General features: G+C 40.2%; 17 protein-coding genes, 3 rRNA genes and 3 riboswitches. Of the genes, 19 read left to right on the top strand and 1 reads right to left on the bottom strand.

Annotated elements, in window-relative coordinates:
* Positions 1-28 precede the first annotated feature (28 nt).
* The 9 genes from ACN6MX_RS15990 to rrf all read left to right on the top strand — a co-directional run bounded on the left by ACN6MX_RS15990 (position 29) and on the right by rrf (position 14274).
* Positions 29-979 carry an AAA family ATPase gene (locus ACN6MX_RS15990; protein ID WP_419959824.1) on the top strand — a complete coding sequence of 317 codons (951 nt, stop codon included), beginning with the start codon at positions 29-31 and terminating at the stop codon, positions 977-979.
* Positions 976-2181, top strand: coding sequence for a DUF58 domain-containing protein (locus tag ACN6MX_RS15985; protein ID WP_419959823.1), 1206 nt, complete (start codon positions 976-978; stop codon positions 2179-2181). Before ACN6MX_RS15990 ends, ACN6MX_RS15985 begins: the two co-directional genes overlap by 4 nt.
* Complete coding sequence (locus ACN6MX_RS15980; RefSeq protein WP_419959822.1) at positions 2178-4382, top strand: transglutaminase domain-containing protein; 2205 nt, start codon at positions 2178-2180, stop codon at positions 4380-4382. Before ACN6MX_RS15985 ends, ACN6MX_RS15980 begins: the two co-directional genes overlap by 4 nt.
* 34 nt (positions 4383-4416) lie before the next feature.
* Positions 4417-4518, top strand: a riboswitch (purine riboswitch).
* Between the two features lie 147 nt (positions 4519-4665).
* Positions 4666-6219, top strand: coding sequence for a glutamine-hydrolyzing GMP synthase (gene guaA, locus ACN6MX_RS15975; protein ID WP_419959821.1), 1554 nt, complete (start codon positions 4666-4668; stop codon positions 6217-6219).
* Between the two features lie 398 nt (positions 6220-6617).
* Positions 6618-6767: a hypothetical protein gene (locus tag ACN6MX_RS15970; RefSeq protein ID WP_391116816.1), complete on the top strand. Its 150-nt coding sequence runs from the start codon at positions 6618-6620 to the stop codon at positions 6765-6767.
* A gap of 451 nt (positions 6768-7218) precedes the next feature.
* Positions 7219-7320, top strand: a riboswitch (purine riboswitch).
* Between the two features lie 91 nt (positions 7321-7411).
* Positions 7412-8743 (top strand): NCS2 family permease, encoded by a 1332-nt coding sequence (locus tag ACN6MX_RS15965; RefSeq protein WP_419959820.1) that lies wholly within the window; start codon positions 7412-7414, stop codon positions 8741-8743.
* A gap of 554 nt (positions 8744-9297) precedes the next feature.
* A 16S ribosomal RNA gene (locus ACN6MX_RS15960) occupies positions 9298-10851 on the top strand.
* A 195-nt stretch (positions 10852-11046) separates the two neighbouring features.
* A 23S ribosomal RNA gene (locus ACN6MX_RS15955) occupies positions 11047-13975 on the top strand.
* 183 nt (positions 13976-14158) lie between these two features.
* A 5S ribosomal RNA gene (rrf, locus tag ACN6MX_RS15950) occupies positions 14159-14274 on the top strand.
* The 16S, 23S and 5S rRNA genes sit together here, the layout of an rRNA operon.
* A gap of 93 nt (positions 14275-14367) precedes the next feature.
* Here rrf and ACN6MX_RS15945 read toward each other — a convergent pair.
* Positions 14368-14694, bottom strand: a complete 327-nt coding sequence (locus tag ACN6MX_RS15945) for a transposase (RefSeq protein ID WP_419959819.1) — start codon at positions 14692-14694, stop codon at positions 14368-14370.
* 274 nt (positions 14695-14968) lie between these two features.
* Here ACN6MX_RS15945 and ACN6MX_RS15940 point away from each other — a divergent pair, with 274 nt between their 5' ends.
* From ACN6MX_RS15940 to purF, 10 genes are all read left to right on the top strand, one after another.
* On the top strand, positions 14969-15511 hold the full coding sequence (locus ACN6MX_RS15940) for a DUF2179 domain-containing protein (RefSeq protein ID WP_419959818.1): 543 nt from the start codon (positions 14969-14971) through the stop codon (positions 15509-15511).
* Positions 15508-15693, top strand: coding sequence for an NETI motif-containing protein (locus ACN6MX_RS15935; RefSeq protein ID WP_419959817.1), 186 nt, complete (start codon positions 15508-15510; stop codon positions 15691-15693). Before ACN6MX_RS15940 ends, ACN6MX_RS15935 begins: the two co-directional genes overlap by 4 nt.
* A 101-nt stretch (positions 15694-15794) precedes the next feature.
* Positions 15795-15894, top strand: a riboswitch (purine riboswitch).
* 217 nt (positions 15895-16111) lie between these two features.
* Positions 16112-16600, top strand: a complete 489-nt coding sequence (gene purE, locus ACN6MX_RS15930) for a 5-(carboxyamino)imidazole ribonucleotide mutase (RefSeq protein ID WP_419959816.1) — start codon at positions 16112-16114, stop codon at positions 16598-16600.
* A complete protein-coding gene (gene purK / locus ACN6MX_RS15925; RefSeq protein ID WP_419959815.1) occupies positions 16597-17718 on the top strand; it encodes a 5-(carboxyamino)imidazole ribonucleotide synthase in 1122 nt (373 codons plus the stop codon). The genes purE and purK overlap by 4 nt, the downstream gene beginning before the upstream one ends.
* Positions 17719-17734: 16 nt before the next feature.
* Positions 17735-19030 (top strand): adenylosuccinate lyase, encoded by a 1296-nt coding sequence (gene purB / locus ACN6MX_RS15920; protein WP_211895466.1) that lies wholly within the window; start codon positions 17735-17737, stop codon positions 19028-19030.
* 28 nt (positions 19031-19058) lie between these two features.
* Positions 19059-19775, top strand: coding sequence for a phosphoribosylaminoimidazolesuccinocarboxamide synthase (gene purC, locus ACN6MX_RS15915; RefSeq protein WP_419959814.1), 717 nt, complete (start codon positions 19059-19061; stop codon positions 19773-19775).
* A complete protein-coding gene (gene purS / locus ACN6MX_RS15910; RefSeq protein ID WP_402853764.1) occupies positions 19772-20026 on the top strand; it encodes a phosphoribosylformylglycinamidine synthase subunit PurS in 255 nt (84 codons plus the stop codon). The genes purC and purS overlap by 4 nt, the downstream gene beginning before the upstream one ends.
* A complete protein-coding gene (gene purQ, locus ACN6MX_RS15905; protein WP_419959813.1) occupies positions 20023-20709 on the top strand; it encodes a phosphoribosylformylglycinamidine synthase subunit PurQ in 687 nt (228 codons plus the stop codon). Before purS ends, purQ begins: the two co-directional genes overlap by 4 nt.
* Positions 20693-22924 carry a phosphoribosylformylglycinamidine synthase subunit PurL gene (gene purL / locus ACN6MX_RS15900; protein WP_419959812.1) on the top strand — a complete coding sequence of 744 codons (2232 nt, stop codon included), beginning with the start codon at positions 20693-20695 and terminating at the stop codon, positions 22922-22924. Before purQ ends, purL begins: the two co-directional genes overlap by 17 nt.
* Positions 22900-24321: an amidophosphoribosyltransferase gene (purF, locus tag ACN6MX_RS15895; protein WP_419959811.1), complete on the top strand. Its 1422-nt coding sequence runs from the start codon at positions 22900-22902 to the stop codon at positions 24319-24321. The genes purL and purF overlap by 25 nt, the downstream gene beginning before the upstream one ends.
* The last annotated feature ends 3 nt before the right edge of the window (positions 24322-24324 follow it).

The raw sequence follows: 24324 nt of genomic DNA, 5'->3' as shown, positions 1-24324 counted from the left end.
CATATAGGGGATCTGAGGAGGAGAATGAATGAGAGAAAGAGTACAAATAGAAGAAATTATTGAAAACATTGAAAAAGTAATGATTGGTAAAAAAGATATTGCCCAGCTCGCTGTAGTTGCATTATTGGCGCAAGGGCATGTGTTATTAGAGGATGTACCAGGGGTAGGTAAAACGATGATGGTACGGGCGCTCGCTAAATCTATCGGAGCAGACTTTAAAAGAATTCAATTCACACCGGATTTATTGCCTTCGGATGTATTAGGTGTATCTATTTACAATCCTAAAGAAATGGAATTTGAATTTAGACCAGGTCCTATTTTAGGGAATATTGTTCTTGCTGATGAAATCAATCGTACATCTCCTAAAACGCAATCTGCGCTTTTAGAAGGGATGGAGGAGGCTTCCGTTACGATTGATGGGGTAACGATACCAATTCCGAAGCCATTTTTCGTTATGGCAACGCAAAATCCAATTGAACACGAAGGTACCTATCCGTTACCAGAGGCACAGTTAGACCGTTTCTTATTAAAACTAAAGATGGGCTACCCACATCCTAGTGAAGAAATTGAAATATTAAATAGATTAGAGCATGCATCACCGATTGATACTTTACTGCCCGTCATTTCCTTAGAGGAATTAATACAACTTCAAAAACGAGTGAAACAAGTAAAAGTAGATGAAACGATGAAGGGCTACATTGTTGACCTGTCTAATCGTACAAGACAGGATACATATATTTATCTAGGGGTTAGTCCTCGTGCATCTATTGCACTGATGCGCGCATCACAAGGTCTAGCCATGCTTTATGGTAGAGATTATGTTACTCCCGATGATATTCAATATTTGATGCCCTATGTATTTGGACATCGTATCATTTTACGCCCGGAAGCACGATACGATGGAATTTCATCTGAAGAAGTGCTAGCTCGAATTGTGAAGCGAACACCGGTCCCTATTAAGAGGAAAGTAATTCAATGAAGCAATTGCTTAATCGATGGAAGAAGATTCAAGGAGTAGCAGGCGTACTATTTCTATTAGTAGTAGCATTTGTGTATGCAATGTTTCAAGGGGGATTTGTTAGCTGGTTTTTGTTTTATTTGATCATCCCTATCTCCTTATATTCGTTGCTGTTATATATGAATTCGTTGTCCGATATCGTTGTTGAACGGATAATTGAAACGCGTAAAGTTCAAAGTGGAGGTAGGTTCTCGGCGACAATTCGCGTGACGAGGAAAAGTCGTTTTCCACTTATGTACGTTCAGATGGAGGAGAAGGTGAGTCATACCCTTGCTACAGAAGCTTCTTGGAAGCAGCTTACTTTTTGGGGAATGAAAAAAGAATTTACATGGACCTATGAAATAGAGCATATTCCGCGTGGTGAGCATGTTTTAGAAGGGACGAGCATTCGGGTAAGTGACTTGTTTGGGTGGGTGAAAAAGGAAGTATTTATAACCAATCCTAAAACAATACTAGTATTTCCAAATTTGACGGAGATGGTCTACATACCAATTGAAACAAGATATGACCAAGGAGCAGCTGCCTCAAGAATCCAAGCAATGAAAGATACATCGATGGCGACTGGAGTTAGATCATACCAACCCGGTGACCGAGTATCGTGGATTCACTGGAAGTCCTTTGCGAGAACGCAAACATTAAAAACAAAAGAATTTGAAGATAGGCAATCCCAGGACATGTTCGTCGTGATTGATCGAACGCCTTCACCTTTGTTTGAGGAAGTGGTCGATTTAACGGCTTCCATTATGCAAGCGATCGTAAGGCACCAAGCTTCCTCTGCATTTTTGTCAGTCGGAGAGAGTCGAATGTTTTTACCTGAAGTTCAGACTGATCAACATCTACAGCGAGTGCTATACCATCTAACAAAAGTAAAAGATGACTTAACGAAACCACTAGAACAGGTAATTTTGCATGATCCATCGTTGTCTAATGCAACAACTCTTTTATATGTGACTAGTAATTTAACTTATGAATGGATGGATAGTGTACAAAAAAATGCAACAAACCTTCGCGCTTGTACTTGTTTTGTCATAAAAGCCAAAACTGAAAAAACTACCAGTGAAGAAAATGCCATGTACAAGTACGCAGCAAGCAGAGGCTTTCAAGTACAGTCCATTACGAAAGACCGCTTTGCCCAAGCCTTTTTGGAGGTGAAACGTTCATGAGTATAAAAACACAGCAAACCATACTGTCTGTATTTATTTATTCATTTGTTTTTATACTAATGATGGAATGGTTAAAGCCGGTAATTGAACTCACAGATACGGGTTTCTTAAACTTATTTGGCTGGTATTTAGCGATCTCCTTTGCATTTTATCTTTTAAAATTGAAATGGGTATATGTATTTCCCGTTAAGTTAGTATTTATTTGTTGGGTAATTGTACATATCTATACAGATTTATCTTTCTTATCATTAGAAACTTTTAAGCTAATCTGGGGGATGTTCGTAGAAAATATTGCATCTCTTTTAAGTCAAGATTGGGTAGAGGTTACGAATCCATTCCGAACATTTTTGTTTTTTATTTTACTATGGATGACTACTTATTTACTAAACTATTGGATACGGCTACGTAAAAACTTGATGTTATTCTTTTTATTTACGGTTTTATTTATAACGATTTTAGATACGTTTAGTCCATATAGTGGCGAGAAAAGTATCGTTATCGTATTAACTTCTGGCTTTATCATTTTAGGCTTGTTATATGCACAAAAAATGATACAAGAGCAAGAAGGGAAGTTGCATGGCACGTTTTTAGTGGCAGGTATTGGAAGTTTGTGCATTATCGTACTTCTTAGTAGTACTCTTGCTTACGCGCTGCCAAAAGCTGGTCCAAGCTGGCCAGATCCAGTGCCATTTCTATTGTCTACTAGTCCAAACGCTTCGAATGGTGAAGAAGGAAAAGGTATAGGCGGAGCTACACAAAGAGTTGGATATGGGGAAAATGACGAGCGTTTAGGAGGAGCTTTCGCAAGCGATGACACTCCTGTATTTTACGCAACGACTCCAACAAAACAATATTGGAAGATTGAAACGAAGGATATGTATACTTCCAAAGGGTGGATTAATTCAGCAACAGAGCCTCCGATTCTCACCGCCCACAAGTTAGGAGAGCCGATAGAAACCGATATCGCTCCTGGAACGGAAGATGAATCGTTAGTGGCAAATATTTTCATGTCTCAGGCTTATCCTTTTATCATGCAGCCTTATGGAATCGAGCAGGTTAATTCAGAGCAACCAGTTACTTTATCGTTGAATGTTAGAAATCAAAAACTGTATACAGTTAACGGAACCGGGGAAACCCCTGTTGGAGCATACAATGTAACGTACAATGAGCCAATTTATAGCTTAAAAGCACTTAGGGAAACGGTAGCCTCAAACTTAGAAGGATTGCCTAGTGAATTCGATCGCTACTTGCAGCTTCCCGAAACGTTACCAACAAGGGTAAGAGATTTGGCAACTACTATTACTTCAAGTAGTGATAGCTTATATGATAAAGCAAAATCCATTGAACGGTATTTCCGTCTAAATGGCTTTAGTTATAATCAGGATATGGCTGCAATTCCAAAAGGCGATACCGATTATGTAGATCAGTTTTTATTTGATACAAAGATTGGATATTGCGATAATTTCTCGACTTCGATGGTTGTATTATTGCGTTCTGAAGGAATTCCAGCGCGTTGGGTAAAAGGGTTTGCACCAGGAGAGGTAGTCGACCGCCAAAACGGACTTCCGGTTTATGAAGTGACTAATAATAATGCACACTCATGGGTAGAAGCTTATTTCCCAGGTACAGGCTGGATGACATTTGAGCCAACGATTGGATTTTCAAATGCGGTAAATTTAAATTATGATATAGATACGGAAAGAGATAATTTGGAAGCACCTGAAAATACGCAAGAGGAAACACCAGAAAAAGCTCAGGCGGATAAAGAAGAGAAGGAAGTTTCTAAAAGCTTCACAGAAATCATGAGCAATATTGCTAAATGGGTATCCGATCATAAAGCTATCATTTTTTGGACGATATTCGGTTTGGCAGTATTATCTATGTTCGCATATCGTTATCGGAGAAAGTGGTTATCAAAAGTATTGATACCGGTTAACCGAATGCGGAAAAATGATTGGGATACGTTTGAAAAAATGTATCATCAGCTATTAAAACAATTAGATGGATATGGAATGACAAGAGAGCAGGGGCAGACGTTATCTGCATATGCAAAATATGTAGATGCCAGCTTTGGTGAAACGCATATGCGCAAATTAACGGCTGCATATGAAAAAGGTTTATATGGTAATAATCGAGAAGGTATAGATTATGTATCAATGAAAGAAAGTTGGGAAAATTTAATCAATCAGCTTAGCGGTTGATTTTGAGGGCAACAACCTGTAAACTGAAGTCAAATAAAATGACCAATGTTGCCCTCGTATATGTCCGATGATATGGTTCGGATGTTTCTACCAAGTTGCCATTAACAACTTGACTATGAAGGTGAATGCAGTCATGTCTTTTTCAGGCATATGCATTCACCTTTTTGATGTAGAGAACATAAACGCGTAGAAAGAGGTATGCTTTCTAACGCGTTTTTTTATCATTATTCATGTAATTAACAGGGAAGCGGATTGGATTACTTATAAAGAAGAGGTGGATTTTATGTCTTTAACACCATTGTTAAAAGAACAAGAAAAGATTGTCGTTCTAGATTTCGGAAGTCAATATAACCAACTAATTACGCGTCGTATTCGTGAATTTGGAGTATATAGCGAACTACTTCCACATACTGTAACTGCAGAAGAATTGAAAAAAATAAATGCTACTGGAATTATCTTCTCAGGTGGTCCTAATTCAGTTTACGATGAAAATGCATTCCATATCGACTCAGCAATTTATGACTTAGGTGTGCCAATTTTAGGTATTTGTTACGGGATGCAGTTAATGTCTCAGCATTTCGGTGGGAAAGTAGAAAAAGCTTCTCATAGAGAATATGGTAAAGCAGAGATCAATGTGAAAAATGCAACTCCTTTATTTGGACAACTTCCTGAAAACCAAGTCGTTTGGATGAGTCATGGAGACCATGTAACAGTTGCACCTGAAGGCTTTGAAGTTATTGCAACTAGTCCCTCTTGCGAAGTAGCGGCAATGGCGAATGAAGCAAAAAATTTCTATGCTGTACAATTCCATCCTGAAGTTAGACATTCTATTTACGGAATTGAGTTAATCCGTCAATTCGTATTTGATGTTTGTCATGCTAAAGGTGACTGGTCTATGGAAAGCTTTGTTGAAATGCAACTTCAAAACATTCGCCAAGAAGTCGGTGATAAAAAAGTTCTTTGCGCATTAAGTGGTGGAGTAGATTCATCCGTAGTTGCGGTATTAATCCATAAAGCAATTGGTGACCAATTAACTTGTATGTTTGTCGATCATAACTTGAACCGTAAAGGTGAAGTAGAACAAGTTATGAAGACTTTCACAGAAGGCTTTAACATGAACGTTATTAAAATAGATGCACGTGAGCGCTTCATGAATAAATTAGCTGGTGTTTCAGATCCAGAGAAGAAACGTAAAATTATCGGTAACGAATTTATTTACGTTTTCGATGAAGAAGCTTCTAAGTTAGATGGGATGGACTTCTTAGCACAAGGTACTCTTTACACGGATATTATTGAGTCTGGAACTGCAACAGCTCAAACGATCAAATCACACCATAACGTTGGTGGACTTCCTGAAGATATGCAGTTCAAACTAATTGAGCCGCTAAAAACTTTATTTAAAGATGAAGTACGCGCATTAGGAATAGAACTTGGTATAGACGAGAAAATCGTTTGGCGCCAACCTTTCCCAGGCCCTGGTCTAGGAATTCGTGTATTAGGTGAAATTACAGAAGAAAAATTAGAAATCGTTCGTGAATCTGATTTCATCCTTCGTGAAGAAATTGCAAAAGCTGGACTGGATCGTGATATTTGGCAGTACTTCACAGTGCTTCCTGATATCCGTAGCGTTGGAGTAATGGGCGATGCACGCACATACGATTACGCAATTGGTATCCGTGCAGTAACTTCTATCGACGGAATGACTTCTGACTGGGCACGTATCCCATGGGATGTACTAGAAAAAGTAAGTGTTCGTCTTGTTAATGAAGTACCTCACATTAACCGAGTAGTTTATGACATTACGAGTAAACCACCAGCAACGATTGAGTGGGAATAGGACTGTTCAGTAATATAAACCAACCAGGTTATAAACCCAGTCATATCAATGTCTAACTTAGTATGTTAAGAACTAAATCAATGATTAACGTACAACTATTTAGATTTCAAAAATAAACTCTCTTTTAGTTATTTATAACAAATAACTGGAAGAGGTTTTTTGTTTTAGTTAAAATTAGCGATTTGATTGATGACTTTAAATTGAATCAGCAAATTTAAGGTCGTAAAGATAAGTATAATGAATACCATTTGACTATGTAATATTTTGCTAAGTTTTTACTGATATATGCAAGGTTAAGCAGTGCACTAATAAAGTAAAAAGGTTTACTTCAGTAAAATAAGGTATATTATATTTGTTGAATAGATTCTCTTTAAAGACAAGAAAAGTAGGTGAACAAAGTGGGGAAATATACATTGGATACCAAAGGTCAGGTTGCTGTGGCAAAGTATCATGAAAAACACAAGCCTGCCAAATTTGATAAAAAGCAGCAACTTGAAAAAATACGTGCGGAGTATTTGAAAAAGAAGCAAAAACAAACAGATAAATAATATGAATGAAAACATAGGAAGACTTAAATCTCCCATGTTTTTCTTATTCGAAGTTCTTTTTTCAATTGATGATAGAGTTATTTAATTTATAAATGACGAGAAAATAGAAGAACAGCTAAAGATATATTGGTTTTCCTTAAATTAATTGATAAGGCTCATTTAGAAAAATCGAAACGACTTGTCCATAATTCAAAATAATAACGTTGTAAAGTAGGGGGATCACCTGCTGCAATTGAGGACAAGAATTACAAGAATTGAACGGAATATCCTATTTTGAGGAATAACTAGAAACTCAATTGTATCAAGGTTGATGAGTGTGCTGTACGATATCACTTCTAAGATATCTCCAACGAATGAGTGGGAATAGAAATAAAAACGAACTATTATCTAGAAATATAAAATAATGTTCGGATTTAGTATTGATTTTCTAAAATAATGATGTTATATTACTAACATAATTTAATTATGTCGTCGTATAACGTTGGGAATAAGGCCCAAAAGTCTCTACCGAATCACCGTAAATGATTCGACTACGATTAAGAGGAAGTAAGATAATGCTTCCCTTACTTGAGATACTAAAGCATACGACTGATTCACTAGTCGTATGCTTTTTTCTGTTATACAGACAATAACTGGAGGAAATTATGAAAAAGTATTTTCAGTTTGATGAATTAGGTACTAACTACCGCAGTGAAATTATTGGTGGTTTAACGACATTCCTAGCAATGGCATACATCCTCGTAGTAAATCCGATGATACTGTCGCTTGAATCAGTAGAAGGATTACCCGATTTCATGCATATGGATAAAGGCGCTGTATTTACTGCTACTGCCTTAGCGGCAGGTCTTGGTTCTATATTAATGGGAGTATTAGCGAAATACCCAATTGCACTAGCGCCAGGAATGGGATTAAATGCATTTTTTGCTTTTACAGTAGTATTGGACTTTGGAATATCGTGGCAAATTGCTTTAACCGGAGTTTTTGTGGCAGGTATTATCTTTATTCTTCTTTCATTAACCGGCATTCGTGAAACTATTATAAATGCAATTCCAACAGAGCTAAAATATGCAGTTGGTGCTGGGATTGGTTTGTTCATAACCTTCGTAGGTTTGCAAAACTCTAAAATTATCGTGAGTGATCCTTCCGTAATCGTTGGTCTAGGAGACTTAACAGACCCTAATATTTTGTTAACAATTTTTGGACTTGTAATTACAGTGATCATGATGGTTAAAGGCGTTAAAGGCGGAATTTTCTATGGAATGCTAATCACTGCTATCGTTGGGATGATTTTCAGTCTAGTGCCACTACCAACCGGTGTCGTAAGTAGTATTCCAGATGTGTCACCAACTTTTGGGGCAGCACTTGATCCAATATTCAATGATCCATCTTCTTTATTAACAACTCAGTTTTTAGTCGTAGTACTTACTTTCTTATTTGTAAACTTCTTTGATACAGCTGGAACACTAATATCTGTAGCGAACCAAGCTGGATTGATGAAAGGTAACAAATTACCGCGTGCGGGTAAAGCACTACTAGCGGATGCAATCGCTACAACAGCTGGAGCGGTAGCAGGGACTTCAACTACTACTAGTTATGTAGAATCGACCGCAGGAGTTGCAGCTGGAGCGCGTTCAGGTTTTGCGGCAGTAGTAACAGGAGTACTAATGTTATTGGCATTATTCTTCTATCCAATATTAAGTGTAGTTACTTCTTATGTTACTGCGCCAGCGTTAATTATAGTTGGAGTATTAATGGTATCTTCACTTGGCAATATAGAATGGAGAAAATTCGAAATTGCAGTGCCTGCTTTCTTCGTAATTATTGCAATGCCATTAACTTATTCTATTGCAACTGGTATCGCAATTGGATTCTTATTCTACCCAATCACAATGATCGTTGCAGGACGCATTAAAGAAATACACCCAATAATGTATGGTTTATGGGTCATATTCCTTTGTTACTTTATCTTCTTATAAAATAGTAAAAAAAGAGAGGCATCTTGCTTCTCTTTTTTTGTTTCTTCTATAATAAAAAGTGTTAACAATTAGTAATAGGTTGGCATATATAAGAATGGGATATTAAAAACTTATAGTCTTTTCCAATTAGAGTGTTTAAAAAATTTGATGAAGAAATATGAAATAGAAGATATATACTGATTTATATTAGATTTTAAAACTATAATTCATAAAAGAAGTAGCCAAATTTAAGTTTACTAATAGTGCAGTAAAGCTAGTGTTTTAAATGGTTTACAGCGAATCTAGTTAATTTGTTGTATTTTTCGGAATAAAGTGTTATCATATTTTACACAACATCTTTACTAAAAGGTATTGACGAAGTTGTTAAAAGGGTGTTAAGATACAAAGGTCGCTGAAACAAGACGACAACTTAAACAACATGAACATTGAAAACTGAACATGCAAAACGTTAAGAAATATAGCAATCAGCTAACTTAGTTAGTTTGATAGCAAAACAATTTTTGACATCATTTAATGATGATGCCAGCAAAACAAATGAGCTTTTTAAGTTCTCTATTATGGAGAGTTTGATCCTGGCTCAGGACGAACGCTGGCGGCATGCCTAATACATGCAAGTCGAGCGAATGACGAAGAAGCTTGCTTCTTCTGATTTAGCGGCGGACGGGTGAGTAACACGTGGGCAACCTGCCCTGTAGATTGGGATAACTCCGGGAAACCGGGGCTAATACCGAATAATCCATTTCCTCTCATGGGGAGATGTTAAAAGACGGTTTCGGCTGTCACTACAGGATGGGCCCGCGGCGCATTAGCTAGTTGGTGAGGTAACGGCTCACCAAGGCGACGATGCGTAGCCGACCTGAGAGGGTGATCGGCCACACTGGGACTGAGACACGGCCCAGACTCCTACGGGAGGCAGCAGTAGGGAATCTTCCACAATGGACGAAAGTCTGATGGAGCAATGCCGCGTGAGTGAAGAAGGTTTTCGGATCGTAAAACTCTGTTGTGAGGGAAGAACAAGTACGAGAGTAACTGCTCGTACCTTGACGGTACCTCATTAGAAAGCCACGGCTAACTACGTGCCAGCAGCCGCGGTAATACGTAGGTGGCAAGCGTTGTCCGGAATTATTGGGCGTAAAGCGCGCGCAGGCGGTCCTTTAAGTCTGATGTGAAATCCCACGGCTCAACCGTGGAAGGTCATTGGAAACTGGGGGACTTGAGTACAGAAGAGGAAAGCGGAATTCCAAGTGTAGCGGTGAAATGCGTAGAGATTTGGAGGAACACCAGTGGCGAAGGCGGCTTTCTGGTCTGTAACTGACGCTGAGGCGCGAAAGCGTGGGGAGCAAACAGGATTAGATACCCTGGTAGTCCACGCCGTAAACGATGAGTGCTAAGTGTTAGGGGGTTTCCGCCCCTTAGTGCTGCAGCTAACGCATTAAGCACTCCGCCTGGGGAGTACGGTCGCAAGACTGAAACTCAAAGGAATTGACGGGGGCCCGCACAAGCGGTGGAGCATGTGGTTTAATTCGAAGCAACGCGAAGAACCTTACCAGGTCTTGACATCCCGCTGACCGCTCTAGAGATAGAGTTTTCCCTTCGGGGACAGCGGTGACAGGTGGTGCATGGTTGTCGTCAGCTCGTGTCGTGAGATGTTGGGTTAAGTCCCGCAACGAGCGCAACCCTTGATCTTAGTTGCCAGCATTCAGTTGGGCACTCTAAGGTGACTGCCGGTGATAAACCGGAGGAAGGTGGGGATGACGTCAAATCATCATGCCCCTTATGACCTGGGCTACACACGTGCTACAATGGACGGTACAGAGGGTCGCAACCCCGCGAGGGTGAGCAAATCCCATAAAACCGTTCTCAGTTCGGATTGTAGGCTGCAACTCGCCTACATGAAGCCGGAATCGCTAGTAATCGTGGATCAGCATGCCACGGTGAATACGTTCCCGGGCCTTGTACACACCGCCCGTCACACCACGAGAGTTTGTAACACCCGAAGTCGGTGGGGTAACCCTTACGGGAGCCAGCCGCCGAAGGTGGGACAGATGATTGGGGTGAAGTCGTAACAAGGTAGCCGTATCGGAAGGTGCGGCTGGATCACCTCCTTTCTAAGGATAATATCGGAATACAGATCTTTATCTGTATCTTAACGTTTTGCAGTTCAGTTTTGAATGTTCATTTTATATGAAGATTCAATTCTTGTTCTTTGAAAACTGGATAAAACGACATTGAAACAATAAACAACAAGAAATTCTGTTGTGATTATTTACGTAATCACAACGTGTAAGACTTTTTAACTTTTAGGTTAAGTTAATAAGGGCGCACGGTGAATGCCTTGGCACTAGGAGTCGACGAAGGACGGCACTAACACCGATATGCTTCGGGGAGCTGTAAGTGAGCTTTGATCCGGAGATTTCCGAATGGGGAAACCCACTGTTCGTAATGGAGCAGTACATTTGCGTGAATACATAGCGCATCTGAGACACACCCAGGGAACTGAAACATCTAAGTACCTGGAGGAAGAGAAAGAAAAATCGATTCCCTGAGTAGCGGCGAGCGAAACGGGAATAGCCCAAACCAAAAGGCTTGCCTTTTGGGGTTGTAGGACACTCTACATAGAGTTACAAAGGAATGAGTTAGACGAAGCGATCTGGAAAGGTCCGCAGGATAGGGTAAAAGCCCCGTAGTCCAAAATTCATTCTCTCTTGAGTGTATCCTGAGTACGGCGGAACACGTGAAATTCCGTCGGAATCTGGGAGGACCATCTCCCAAGGCTAAATACTACCTAGTGACCGATAGTGAACCAGTACCGTGAGGGAAAGGTGAAAAGCACCCCGGAAGGGGAGTGAAATAGATCCTGAAACCGTGTGCCTACAAGTAGTTAGAGCCCGTTAATGGGTGATAGCGTGCCTTTTGTAGAATGAACCGGCGAGTTACGATTACATGCAAGGTTAAGTTGAGAAGACGGAGCCGCAGCGAAAGCGAGTCTGAATAGGGCGAATGAGTATGTGGTCGTAGACCCGAAACCAGGTGATCTACCCATGTCCAGGATGAAGGTAAGGTAACACTTACTGGAGGTCCGAACCCACGCACGTTGAAAAGTGCGGGGATGAGGTGTGGGTAGCGGAGAAATTCCAATCGAACCTGGAGATAGCTGGTTCTCTCCGAAATAGCTTTAGGGCTAGCCTCAAACGTTAGAATCTTGGAGGTAGAGCACTGTTTGGACTAGGGGCCCATCCCGGGTTACCGAATTCAGACAAACTCCGAATGCCAATGATTTATGTTTGGGAGTCAGACTGCGAGTGATAAGATCCGTAGTCAAGAGGGAAACAGCCCAGACCACCAGCTAAGGTCCCAAAGTATTTGTTAAGTGGAAAAGGATGTGGCGTTGCTTAGACAACCAGGATGTTGGCTTAGAAGCAGCCATCATTTAAAGAGTGCGTAATAGCTCACTGGTCGAGTGACGCTGCGCCGAAAATGTATCGGGGCTAAACAAATCACCGAAGCTGTGGATTGATACCTATGGTATCAGTGGTAGGAGAGCGTTCTAAGGGCGTTGAAGTCAGACCGGAAGGACTGGTGGAGCGCTTAGAAGTGAGAATGCCGGTATGAGTAGCGAAAGACGGGTGAGAATCCCGTCCACCGTATGACTAAGGTTTCCTGAGGAAGGCTCGTCCGCTCAGGGTTAGTCGGGACCTAAGCCGAGGCCGATAGGCGTAGGCGATGGATAACAGGTTGATATTCCTGTACCACCAAACCACCGTTTGAGTAATGGGGGGACGCAGAAGGATAGGGTAAGCATGCTGTTGGTTATGCATGTCCAAGCAGTAAGGTGTGAATGTAGGCAAATCCGCATTCTCTAACATTGAGCTGTGATGGCGAGGACGTATGTCCGGAGTTCCTGATTTCACACTGCCAAGAAAAGCCTCTAGCGAGGTGATAGGTGCCCGTACCGCAAACCGACACAGGTAGTCGAGGAGAGAATCCTAAGGTGAGCGAGAGAACTCTCGTTAAGGAACTCGGCAAAATGACCCCGTAACTTCGGGAGAAGGGGTGCTCTTTTGGGTGCATAGCCTAGAAGAGCCGCAGTGAATAGGCCCAGGCGACTGTTTAGCAAAAACACAGGTCTCTGCAAAACCGTAAGGTGAAGTATAGGGGCTGACGCCTGCCCGGTGCTGGAAGGTTAAGAGGAGTGCTTAGCGCAAGCGAAGGTGCGAATTGAAGCCCCAGTAAACGGCGGCCGTAACTATAACGGTCCTAAGGTAGCGAAATTCCTTGTCGGGTAAGTTCCGACCCGCACGAAAGGCGTAACGATCTGGGCACTGTCTCAACGAGAGACTCGGTGAAATTATAGTACCTGTGAAGATGCAGGTTACCCGCGACAGGACGGAAAGACCCCGTGGAGCTTTACTATAGCTTGATATTGAATTTTGGTGCAACTTGTACAGGATAGGCAGGAGCCTTAGAGCCCGGAGCGCCAGCTTCGGAGGAGGCGTCGGTGGGATACTGCCCTGGTTGTATTGAAATTCTAACCCATACCCGTAACCCGGGTAGGAGACAGTGTCAGGCGGGTAGTTTGACTGGGGCGGTCGCCTCCTAAAGTGTAACGGAGGCGCCCAAAGGTTCCCTCAGAATGGTTGGAAATCATTCGAAGAGTGTAAAGGCAGAAGGGAGCTTGACTGCGAGACCTACAAGTCGAGCAGGGTCGAAAGACGGGCTTAGTGATCCGGTGGTTCCGCATGGAAGGGCCATCGCTCAACGGATAAAAGCTACCCCGGGGATAACAGGCTTATCTCCCCCAAGAGTCCACATCGACGGGGAGGTTTGGCACCTCGATGTCGGCTCATCGCATCCTGGGGCTGTAGTCGGTCCCAAGGGTTGGGCTGTTCGCCCATTAAAGCGGTACGCGAGCTGGGTTCAGAACGTCGTGAGACAGTTCGGTCCCTATCCGTCGTGGGCGTAGGAAATTTGAGAGGAGCTGTCCTTAGTACGAGAGGACCGGGATGGACACACCGCTGGTGTACCAGTTGTTCTGCCAAGAGCATCGCTGGGTAGCTATGTGTGGACGGGATAAGTGCTGAAAGCATCTAAGCACGAAGCCCCCCTCAAGATGAGATTTCCCATTACGCAAGTAAGTAAGATCCCTCAAAGACGATGAGGTAGATAGGTTCGGGGTGGAAGCGTGGCGACACGTGCAGCTGACGAATACTAATCGATCGAGGACTTAACCAAATTTGTTTCAGTTCCAATGTCGTTTATCCAGTTTTGAGTGAACAAGCACTCTATATATGAGGATTTCAAGACACGAGTAATTCGAGGAAACAATTGAGAGAGGAAAGGAGCATACTAACGTATGTGACTGACTGAACGAATGCAGTTGACGAAGAAGTACGATGTGTATTGAAAGCCGAAGAGTCTAGTGATGATGGCGAAGAGGTCACACCCGTTCCCATACCGAACACGGAAGTTAAGCTCTTCAGCGCCGATGGTAGTTGGGGGTCTCCCCCTGTGAGAGTAGGACGTCGCTGGGCACCAAAGAAAAGGTCGTAACCGATTAACTCGGTTACGACCTTTTTTGTTAGCATAGCATATGCAATTATTATTAAAGTTGCATTAATAAACCTTCAAAGCTTCTTTATCTTTTGGGGATATGGGAGCTTTTTTAAATGTATATAAATGGGGAGCTTTTTAAGCGACTCCATTTTCTTCATTTTATTGTACTTTTTTTCAATCTCTTTAAGACGTATTATTTCATCCTGTGAATAGGAGGAAAAGCCGTTTTCTCCAGCTTCTTTAAATTTTCTTATCCATGTTGTGATTGAATTGACACTCACATTCAATTCTTCTGCTAGCTCTTTTCGTCCTCGTCCATTTTTAAGAACTTGTTGTATTGCATACATCTTTTGTTCTTGTGTTGTTTGCGTATATCTTTTCCTAAATTGTCCATGCATTGACTGGTCCCCCTATCTAGAGATTGGTAATATTTTCTTATACCATTCATGAAATAAAAGTATCACTATTCATACACTTTAATACTTTACCCAATTAGTGTATTGTACTATTTATTGTGTTATTTGTCATCTGAATATTTAAAATATAATTTTAACATAAGGATTATTATATTTTTCATTTTACACTTTAGTAAAAGCTTGAATTCCTTGAAATTGTGTCACTATATGCGATAATGAAGAACAATATAAAACATATATATTAGGAGTTGATTGGATGGATTCATCTGCGATCTTAATGGTTGTCATTATCTTTTCTATAAATATTGTATACGTCACTTTCTTTACTTTACGAATGATTCTTACATTAAAGGGATACCGCTATGTCGCTGCCCTAATAAGTATGGTAGAAGTGATAATTTATATAGTAGGACTAGGTCTAGTTTTAGATAACTTAAATGAGATTCAAAATTTGGTTGCTTATGCAGTGGGGTATGGCACTGGAGTTATTATCGGAACGAAGATTGAAGAAAAAATGGCGCTTGGCTATATAATGGTTAATGCAATTTCTACGGAAATGGATTTAAATTTACCAGAAATATTAAGAGTAGAAGGATATGGCGTGACTGATTGGCAAGCAAATGGTCGTGAAGGGAATAGACAAGCTCTTCAAATCTTAACTCCACGTAGATATGAGTTAAAGTTATATTTGAGACTAAAAGAACTTGATCCGAAAATTTTTATCATCTCATACGAGGCAAAAACGATTCACGGTGGATTTTGGGTAAAATCAGTTAAGAAAGGGAAATTATTTAAATGAAGAAAGAAACAAAATGGTTTGAAGTGGGCGAAAATGAAAGTATTACCGAATGTATAGAAAGAATGACTAAAGATGGTTTTCAAATTGCTGGACGGAGAGAGGAACCACTTTTTAAAGAGGTTAATGGTCAACCTGTCCCGGTCAGACAATTAATTAAGTTAAAAGGAATAAAAGAAATATAATATTAAAAAAATGACCGAAAACCGAACATTATAGTTATCTGAAAATTAATCGTTCGTATTTAAGCATTGACGTTCTCCATTTAAGTTGTTAAAATATGAATAGAAATAGACGATTATATCCCCATATATGCTAAAGGATTGGCTTTAGCGTCTCTACCAAGTCACCGTAATGACTGGACTATGAGGGAAAGCGACTTATGGATACTGCAAAAGGATGTGTTTGTTTATGTTATTTCCGACACAAACCGGGCAATTATGTTCCCTAAGTAAACTGCTTTTCTTTCATAGAGAGAGTAGTTTATTTGGGGAATTTTTTATTCTTACTCATATTGCCTTAGGTTAATCCAATAAGCTCGATGTAATCGCCTGAGTCTTAGTTTCGATGCCGAGGTGAATTTGACAGAAGGGACGATAAATAATGAATGCAAAAATTGGTGTGATAATGGGTAGCTCTAGTGACTGGGAGACAATGAAATATAGCTGCGAGATTCTTGAGGAGCTTCATATACCTTTTGAAAAAAGAGTAGTATCTGCACATCGAACACCAGATTTAATGTTCGAATATGCTGAGGAAGCAAGATCACGTGGAATACAGGTGATTATTGCAGGGGCTGGAGGCGCAGCACATTTACCGGGAATGGTTGCAGCGAAGACAACACTGCCAGTTATAGGGGTGCCAGTTCAATCTAAAGCACTAAACGGATTAGATTCATTATTATCAATTGTTCAAATGCCAGGTGGAGTACCAGTGGCTACTGTTGCAATTGGAAAGGCTGGAGCTACAAATGCAGGATTACTTGCCGCTCAAATCCTTTCTATCCTAGATCATGAGTTAGCAGAACGTCTTGAAAAGCGAAGAGAAGATACGAAAAACAAAGTATTTGAAAGCAATGGTGAACTTCAATGACAAAAGTAATTTATCCAGGACAGACGATAGGAATTATTGGTGGCGGGCAGCTTGGTCGTATGATGGCACTTGCTGCAAAGGAAGCTGGATTTAAAGTAGCGGTTTTAGATCCTACGATAGATTCACCTTGCGGACAGGTTTCTGATATACAAATTGTTGCGCCGTATAATGATGAAACGGCGTTAGAGGAGTTAGCAGAGGTAAGTGATGTTATAACTTATGAGTTTGAAAACATTGATTATGCTGGATTAAAAAGATTATCTGAGATTGCTTATGTTCCTCAAGGAGCAGAATTAGTGAGAATCACTCAAGACCGTATTCTTGAAAAAAAAGAAATCCAATCAGCTGGTGTACCTATTGCGAAATTTGTCGAAGCTAGTACATATGAAGAGCTAGAACAAAGAATTGAAAAAGTAGGCTTTCCATGCGTAGTTAAGACTTCTCGTGGAGGTTATGACGGCAAAGGGCAGCAAATAATTCAAACAAAAGAAGAGCTACCTTTAGCAAAATCTTTATTTACACATTCTGCCTGTATCGCAGAAGCCTTTGTTCCATTTACAAAGGAAATATCTGTCATTGTACAACGTAATGGTAATGACGAGACGTTCTGCCTACCAATTGGTGAAAACATTCATGTGAATCATATTTTACACGAAACGATAGTTCCAGCACGTATTGAAGAATCACTTTCTTCAATAGCAATAGAGGCAGCCGAAAAAATTGCCAACCATTTAAATTTAATAGGCACACTTGCGGTTGAAATGTTCGTTTTGGAGAATAATGAACTATTAATAAACGAATTGGCACCAAGACCACATAATTCTGGTCACTACTCGATCGAAACTTGTAATATCTCTCAATTCCATCAGCATGTGAGAGCTATTTGCGGATGGCCACTAAGAGAGCCAAAGCTTTGGACAGAAACGGTTATGGTGAATATATTAGGTCAGCATGTGATACCTGTAACAAATAATCTTGCTAAATATCCAAATTGGTCGGTTCATCTATATGGCAAAAGCGAAGCAAAAGAGAATAGAAAGATGGGACATGTAACAATTCTATCAACAGATGTAGAACAGACATTAAAGGAAATAGAACAATCTAAAATTTGGTTATAAACTAGGAGGAAATTAAATGATCGAACGTTATACACGCCCAGAAATGGGAGCAATTTGGACAGAACAAAATAAATACAATGCATGGTTAGAAGTGGAGATTCTAGCTTGTGAGGCTTGGGCTGAAATTGGAGATATTCCAAAAGAAGATACAGTTCTTCTTCGTAAAAATGCTTCCTTTGATGTAGAACGTATTTTAGAAATTGAAAAAGAAACAAGACATGATGTAGTAGCGTTCACTCGTGCCGTATCAGAAACATTAGGTGAAGAGCGAAAATGGGTACATTACGGTCTGACTTCTACGGATGTTGTAGATACAGCTCTTTCTTATATCATCAAACAAGCAAATGTTGTTTTACGTAAAGATATTGAAAATTTTATCGAAATTTTAGAGAACAAAGCAAAAGAACATAAATACACAGTAATGATGGGACGTACCCATGGAGTTCATGCAGAGCCAACTACTTTCGGATTAAAGCTTGCTCTATGGACAGAGGAAATGAAACGTAACCTAGAACGTTTTGAGGCTGCTGCCAAAGTAATTGAAACAGGTAAAATGTCAGGTGCTGTTGGAACTTATGCAAATATAGATCCATTTGTTGAGCAATATGTATGTGAAAAACTAGGGTTAGCTGCATCACCAATCTCGACTCAAACATTACAACGCGATCGTCATGCGCAATACTTAAGTGTTATCGCATTAGTTGCTACTTCTATTGAAAAATTTGCTACAGAAATTCGTGGTCTTCAAAAATCAGAAACACGTGAAGTAGAGGAATTCTTCTCAAAAGGTCAAAAAGGTTCTTCTGCTATGCCACATAAACGTAATCCAATTGGATCGGAAAACATGGTTGGACTATCAAGACTTATCCGTGGTTACATGATGACAGCTTATGAAAATGTTGCATTATGGCATGAAAGAGATATTTCTCATTCATCTGCGGAACGTGTTATTTTACCAGATGCGACAATTGCACTTAACTATATGTTGAACCGCTTTGGTAATATCGTGAAAAACTTAACAGTATTCCCAGAGAATATGAAGCGCAATATGGATTCAACACTTGGCTTAATCTACTCTCAACGCGTGTTACTTGCATTAATCGACAAAGGTTTAGCTCGTGAAACAGCATACGACACTGTACAACCTCTTGCAATGCAAGCATGGGAATCTCAAACTGCTTTCCGTACTTTTGTGGATGCGGATGAGCAAGTTACTTCTTTATTATCAAAAGAAGAGTTAGATGATTGCTTTGACTACAACTATCACATTCAACATGTAGATATGATTTTTGAACGTTTAGGACTTAACTAAGCTTTAGAATGATTTGGGGGAATTGAAAGTGGAAAAAGGTCGTCTATTATACGAAGGCAAAGCAAAACAATTATTTGAAACAGAAGATGAAAATATTTTGTTTGTATCATATAAGGACAGTGCTACAGCATTTAACGGTGAGAAAAAGGAAAACATCGATGGAAAAGGTATATTAAACAATAAAATCACAACGATCCTGTTCAAACAGTTAAAAAGCAAAGGAATTGAATCCCACTTTGTAGAGCAAATCTCAGATCATGAGCAGCTTGTTCGCAAAGTGGATATCATTCCACTTGAAGTAGTAGTTCGTAATATTGCAGCTGGTAGTCTATCAAAGAGATTAGGAATGGAAGAGGGAACACCTTTAAATCACGCCATCGTAGAATTCTATTACAAAGACGATGAACTTGGCGATCCTCTACTAACAAATGCACATCTTGAATTACTTGCACTTGCTACACCCGAAGAAATAGAAACGCTTCAATTGAAAGCACTAGAAATCAATCAAGTGCTTCAACCCATTTTCAAAGAAATAGGTGTTACCCTAATCGATTTCAAATTAGAGTTTGGAAAAACGGCAAATGGAGAAATCCTACTAGCTGATGAAATTTCTCCCGACACTTGTAGATTGTGGGATGACAAAACAAATGAAAAACTAGACAAAGATGTGTTTAGACGTAATTTAGGAAACTTAACAGAAGTTTATGAAATAATACTTTCCCGCCTAGGAGGATTATCCAAATGAAAAAAGTTAAAGTGTATGTGACGTTACGTGAAAGTGTTTTAGATCCACAAGGTTCTGCTGTTATGGGAGCCCTTCACTCAATGGAGTACAGCGAAGTGAAGGATGTTCGTATCGGAAAGTTTTTAGAGCTTCAAATTGAAGAGGGAACTCGTGATATTGATACAGTAGTTAAAGAAATGTGTGAAAAACTTTTAGCTAATACAGTAATCGAAGACTATCGTTATGAAGTTGAGGAGGCTGTAAGCAAATGAAGTTTGCAGTAATCGTATTTCCAGGATCGAACTGTGATTTAGATATGTATCACGCGATCAAAGACGAGCTTGGGGAAGAAGTAGAATATGTTTGGCATGACGTAACAGATTTAAGTGGGTTTGATGGTATTTTACTACCAGGAGGGTTCTCATATGGGGACTATCTACGCTGTGGTGCTATGGCTAACCAATCGAATGTAATGTCAGAAGTAGTTAAAGCAGCAGAAGCAGGTAAGCCAATCCTTGGTATTTGCAACGGATTTCAGGTGTTAACTGAAGCAGGATTGTTACCCGGAGCGCTTCTACGCAATAAAAACTTAAAATTCATGTGTCGTACTGTAGAGTTAAAAGTAGTAAATAACGCTACACAGTTTACAACTGGCTACAAAAAAGACGAAATAATTCAAATTCCTATCGCTCATGGTGAGGGAAACTATTATTGCGACGAAGATACACTTACTAGATTAAAAGATAATAACCAAATTGTTTTTAAATACGCTTCTGAAGGACCTAATGGAAGCATTGAGGACATTGCAGGTATTGTCAATGAAAAAGGAAATGTCCTTGGTATGATGCCTCATCCAGAGCGTGCTGTACATGAACTAATTGGCGGCTCAGATGGACTAGCGTTATTTAAATCAATAGTGAAACAGTGGAGGGAAACTCATGTCAGTCATGCTTGAACCAAATCCAACTCAAATTAAAGAACAAAAAATATACGCTCAAATGGGAATGTCCGACTCAGAATTTGAAATGGTGGAGAAAATTCTTGGTCGTCTACCTAACTATACGGAAACCGGCTTATTTTCGGTTATGTGGTCCGAGCATTGTTCGTATAAAAACTCTAAACCGGTTTTAAGCAAGTTCCCTACTAAAGGAGAGCATGTATTACAGGGACCAGGAGAAGGTGCTGGAATCGTTGATATTGGCGATGGTCAAGCTGTTGTGTTCAAAATGGAATCACATAATCATCCCTCTGCAATAGAACCTTATCAAGGAGCAGCAACGGGCGTAGGCGGTATTATTCGTGATGTATTTTCAATGGGAGCTCGTCCTATTGCAATGCTGAATTCACTTCGTTTTGGAGAACTTAAGACTCCACGTGTGAAATATTTATTTGAAGAGGTAGTAGCTGGTATTGCTGGCTATGGTAACTGTATCGGAATTCCAACAGTAGGTGGAGAAATTCAATTTGACGACTGTTATGAAGGAAATCCACTTGTTAATGCAATGTGTGTAGGACTGATCAATCATGAGGATATTCAAAAAGGGATTGCAGCGGGTGTTGGTAACACAGTAATGTACGCTGGTGCAAAAACTGGGCGTGACGGTATTCATGGAGCGACATTCGCATCGGAAGAATTAACAGAAGCTTCTGAAGAAAAGCGCCCTGCTGTTCAAGTAGGAGATCCATTCATGGAGAAACTTCTATTAGAAGCCTGTTTAGAAGTGATCAAATCAGATGCTTTAATCGGTATTCAAGATATGGGTGCTGCAGGGTTAACCTCATCATCTGCGGAGATGGCTTCAAAAGCTGGCTTCGGCGTAGAAATGAACTTAGATTTTGTGCCACAGCGTGAAACTGGAATGACTGCATATGAAATGATGCTTTCTGAATCACAGGAACGTATGCTGATCGTTGTGAAAAAAGGCCGTGAGGATGAGATTGTAAAAATCTTTGAAAAATACGACCTAGATTGTGTAGCAGTCGGTAAAGTAATAAACGATAAAATGCTTCGTTTAATTCATAACGGAGAAGTAGTAGCAAATGTACCAGCAGACGCACTTGCTGAAGAAGCGCCAGTTTACTATAAACCATCATCAGTACCTGCTTACTATATAGAATTCCAAGCAATGGAAAATGTAGAGCCGGCAGTGTCAGATTATAAAGAGACATTATTGAATCTACTTCAACAACCAACAATAGCTTCGAAAGAATGGGTTTACGATCAATATGACTATCAAGTTCGTACTAGTACAGTAGTAACTCCTGGTTCAGATGCTGCGGTAGTTCGAGTTCGCGGGACGAATAAAGGACTTGCTATGACAACAGATTGTAATTCTCGTTACATCTATCTAGACCCAGTTGTAGGTGGGAAAATCGCAGTAGCAGAAGCTGCTCGTAATGTTGTTTGTTCAGGAGCAAAACCTCTTGCAATTACTGACTGCTTAAACTTTGGTAACCCAGAGAACCCAGAAATCTTCTGGCAAATCGAGAAATCAGCGGACGGTATTTCAGAGGCTTGTATCGCATTAGAATCACCAGTAATTGGTGGGAATGTTTCGTTATATAACGAGCGTAGTGGAACTGCGGTTTACCCAACGCCAACAATTGGTCTAGTTGGACTTGTAGAAGATCTTGCACATGTAACAACACAGTCAGTGAAACAAGCTGGAGATATTGTGTTTGTAATTGGAGAAACAAAAACAGAATTTGGTGGGTCTGAGCTTCAAAAGTTAGTTGAAAAACGTATTTTTGGGCAAGCACCAACTATCGACCTTGAAGTAGAAGTAGCTCGTCAAAAAGCTCTTTTATCAGCAATCAAGTCAGGTGTTGTACAGTCTGCACATGATATCTCTGAAGGAGGATTTGCAGTAGCTTTAGCCGAAAAAGCATTCGATGCGACTGGTCTTGGAGTAGAAGTAACTATTACGGGATCTGCTACAACTGCGTTATTCAGTGAATCTCAATCACGCTTTATCGTAACTGTAAAACCTGAAAATGCTAGTAAGTTTGAAGAAATCGTAGCAGATGCAGTACAAATTGGTACAGTAACTGATGCTAATAATGTAGTAATCTCACATGAAGACGGAACTACTTGGATTAGCGGTTCTGTTGATGAATTCCGTTCCGCTTGGAAAGGAGCAATAACATGCTTGCTGAACTCAGAGGCTTAAACGAAGAGTGTGGCGTTTTCGGGATTTGGGGACACCCAAACCCTGCTGCCATGACATATTACGGATTACATGCACTTCAGCACAGAGGGCAAGAAGGTGCTGGAATTATTGTAACGGATGGCAAGTACCTACGTGCGGTAAAAGGGGAAGGTTTAGTAAATGACGTATTTAATAACGGCAAGCTAGAAAAATTAGAAGGTCATGCTGCAGTAGGACATGTACGATATGCTACTTCTGGCGGTTCTGGAATTGAAAACGTCCAGCCATTACTATTTAATTCGACAACTGGTGGCCTTGCGATTGCTCATAACGGGAATATCGTAAATGCAACACGTTTAAAACGTAATTTAGAACAGCAAGGTAGTATTTTCCAAACTACTTCGGATACAGAAGTTCTCGCACATTTATTGAAGAAAAGTAATCTTGCTTCATTCGAAGATCGAGCAAAACAAGCATTACGTTTATTAGATGGAGCTTTTGCAGTTGTGATCATGACCGAACATGCTATGTATGTTGCTCAGGATTCGCAGGGTATGCGTCCACTTTCGTTAGGTTTGTTAGACGGGGCATGGGTTGTTGCTTCTGAAACAAGTGCATTCGATTTAATAGGGGCAGAACTAGTCCGTTCAATTGATCCAGGTGAATTATTAATCATTAATGAAGATGGCTGCCGTTCAGAGCGTTACGTAGAGAAAAAAGATCGTGCTATTTGTACGATGGAATATGTCTATTTCTCTCGTCCGGATTCAGATATTGATGGCATTAATATTCATATGGCTAGAAAACGTCTTGGTAAACAACTGGCAAAAGAATTGAGTATTGATGCAGATGTTGTAACAGGTGTACCTGATTCGAGTATTTCGGCTGCGATTGGTTTTTCAGAGGCTACTGGAATTCCTTATGAGCTTGGTCTTATTAAAAACCGTTATGTCGGAAGAACATTTATCCAACCTTCACAAGACTTACGTGAACGTGGAGTGAAGATGAAGCTTTCACCAGTACGTCAAGTTGTAAATGGAAAGCGAGTAGTCATGGTAGATGATTCAATTGTTCGTGGAACTACTTCTCGTCGCATCGTGAAAATGCTAAAGGATGCTGGGGCGACGGAGGTTCATGTTGTTATTAGTTCACCTCCATTAAAGAATCCTTGTTTTTACGGGATAGATATTAGTTCGGATTCGGAGCTTATTGCTGCAAATAATACAATCGATGAAATGTGTGAACTGATTGGGGCAGATTCATTAACATTCTTATCGGTTGAAGGAATGGTAGAGGCAATTGGAAGATCAGATGCTGAAAAGAATTGTGGACATTGTTTAGCGTGTTTTACTGGAGAATATCCGACAAGTATCTACGCGGATACGAAATTACCACATGAAAAAGAGCTTGTTCGATAGGAG

The organism is Psychrobacillus sp. BM2, from assembly GCF_048572895.1.
Classification (GTDB): Bacteria; Bacillota; Bacilli; order Bacillales_A; family Planococcaceae; genus Psychrobacillus.
This window is presented reverse-complemented; position numbering and strand designations above follow the sequence as displayed.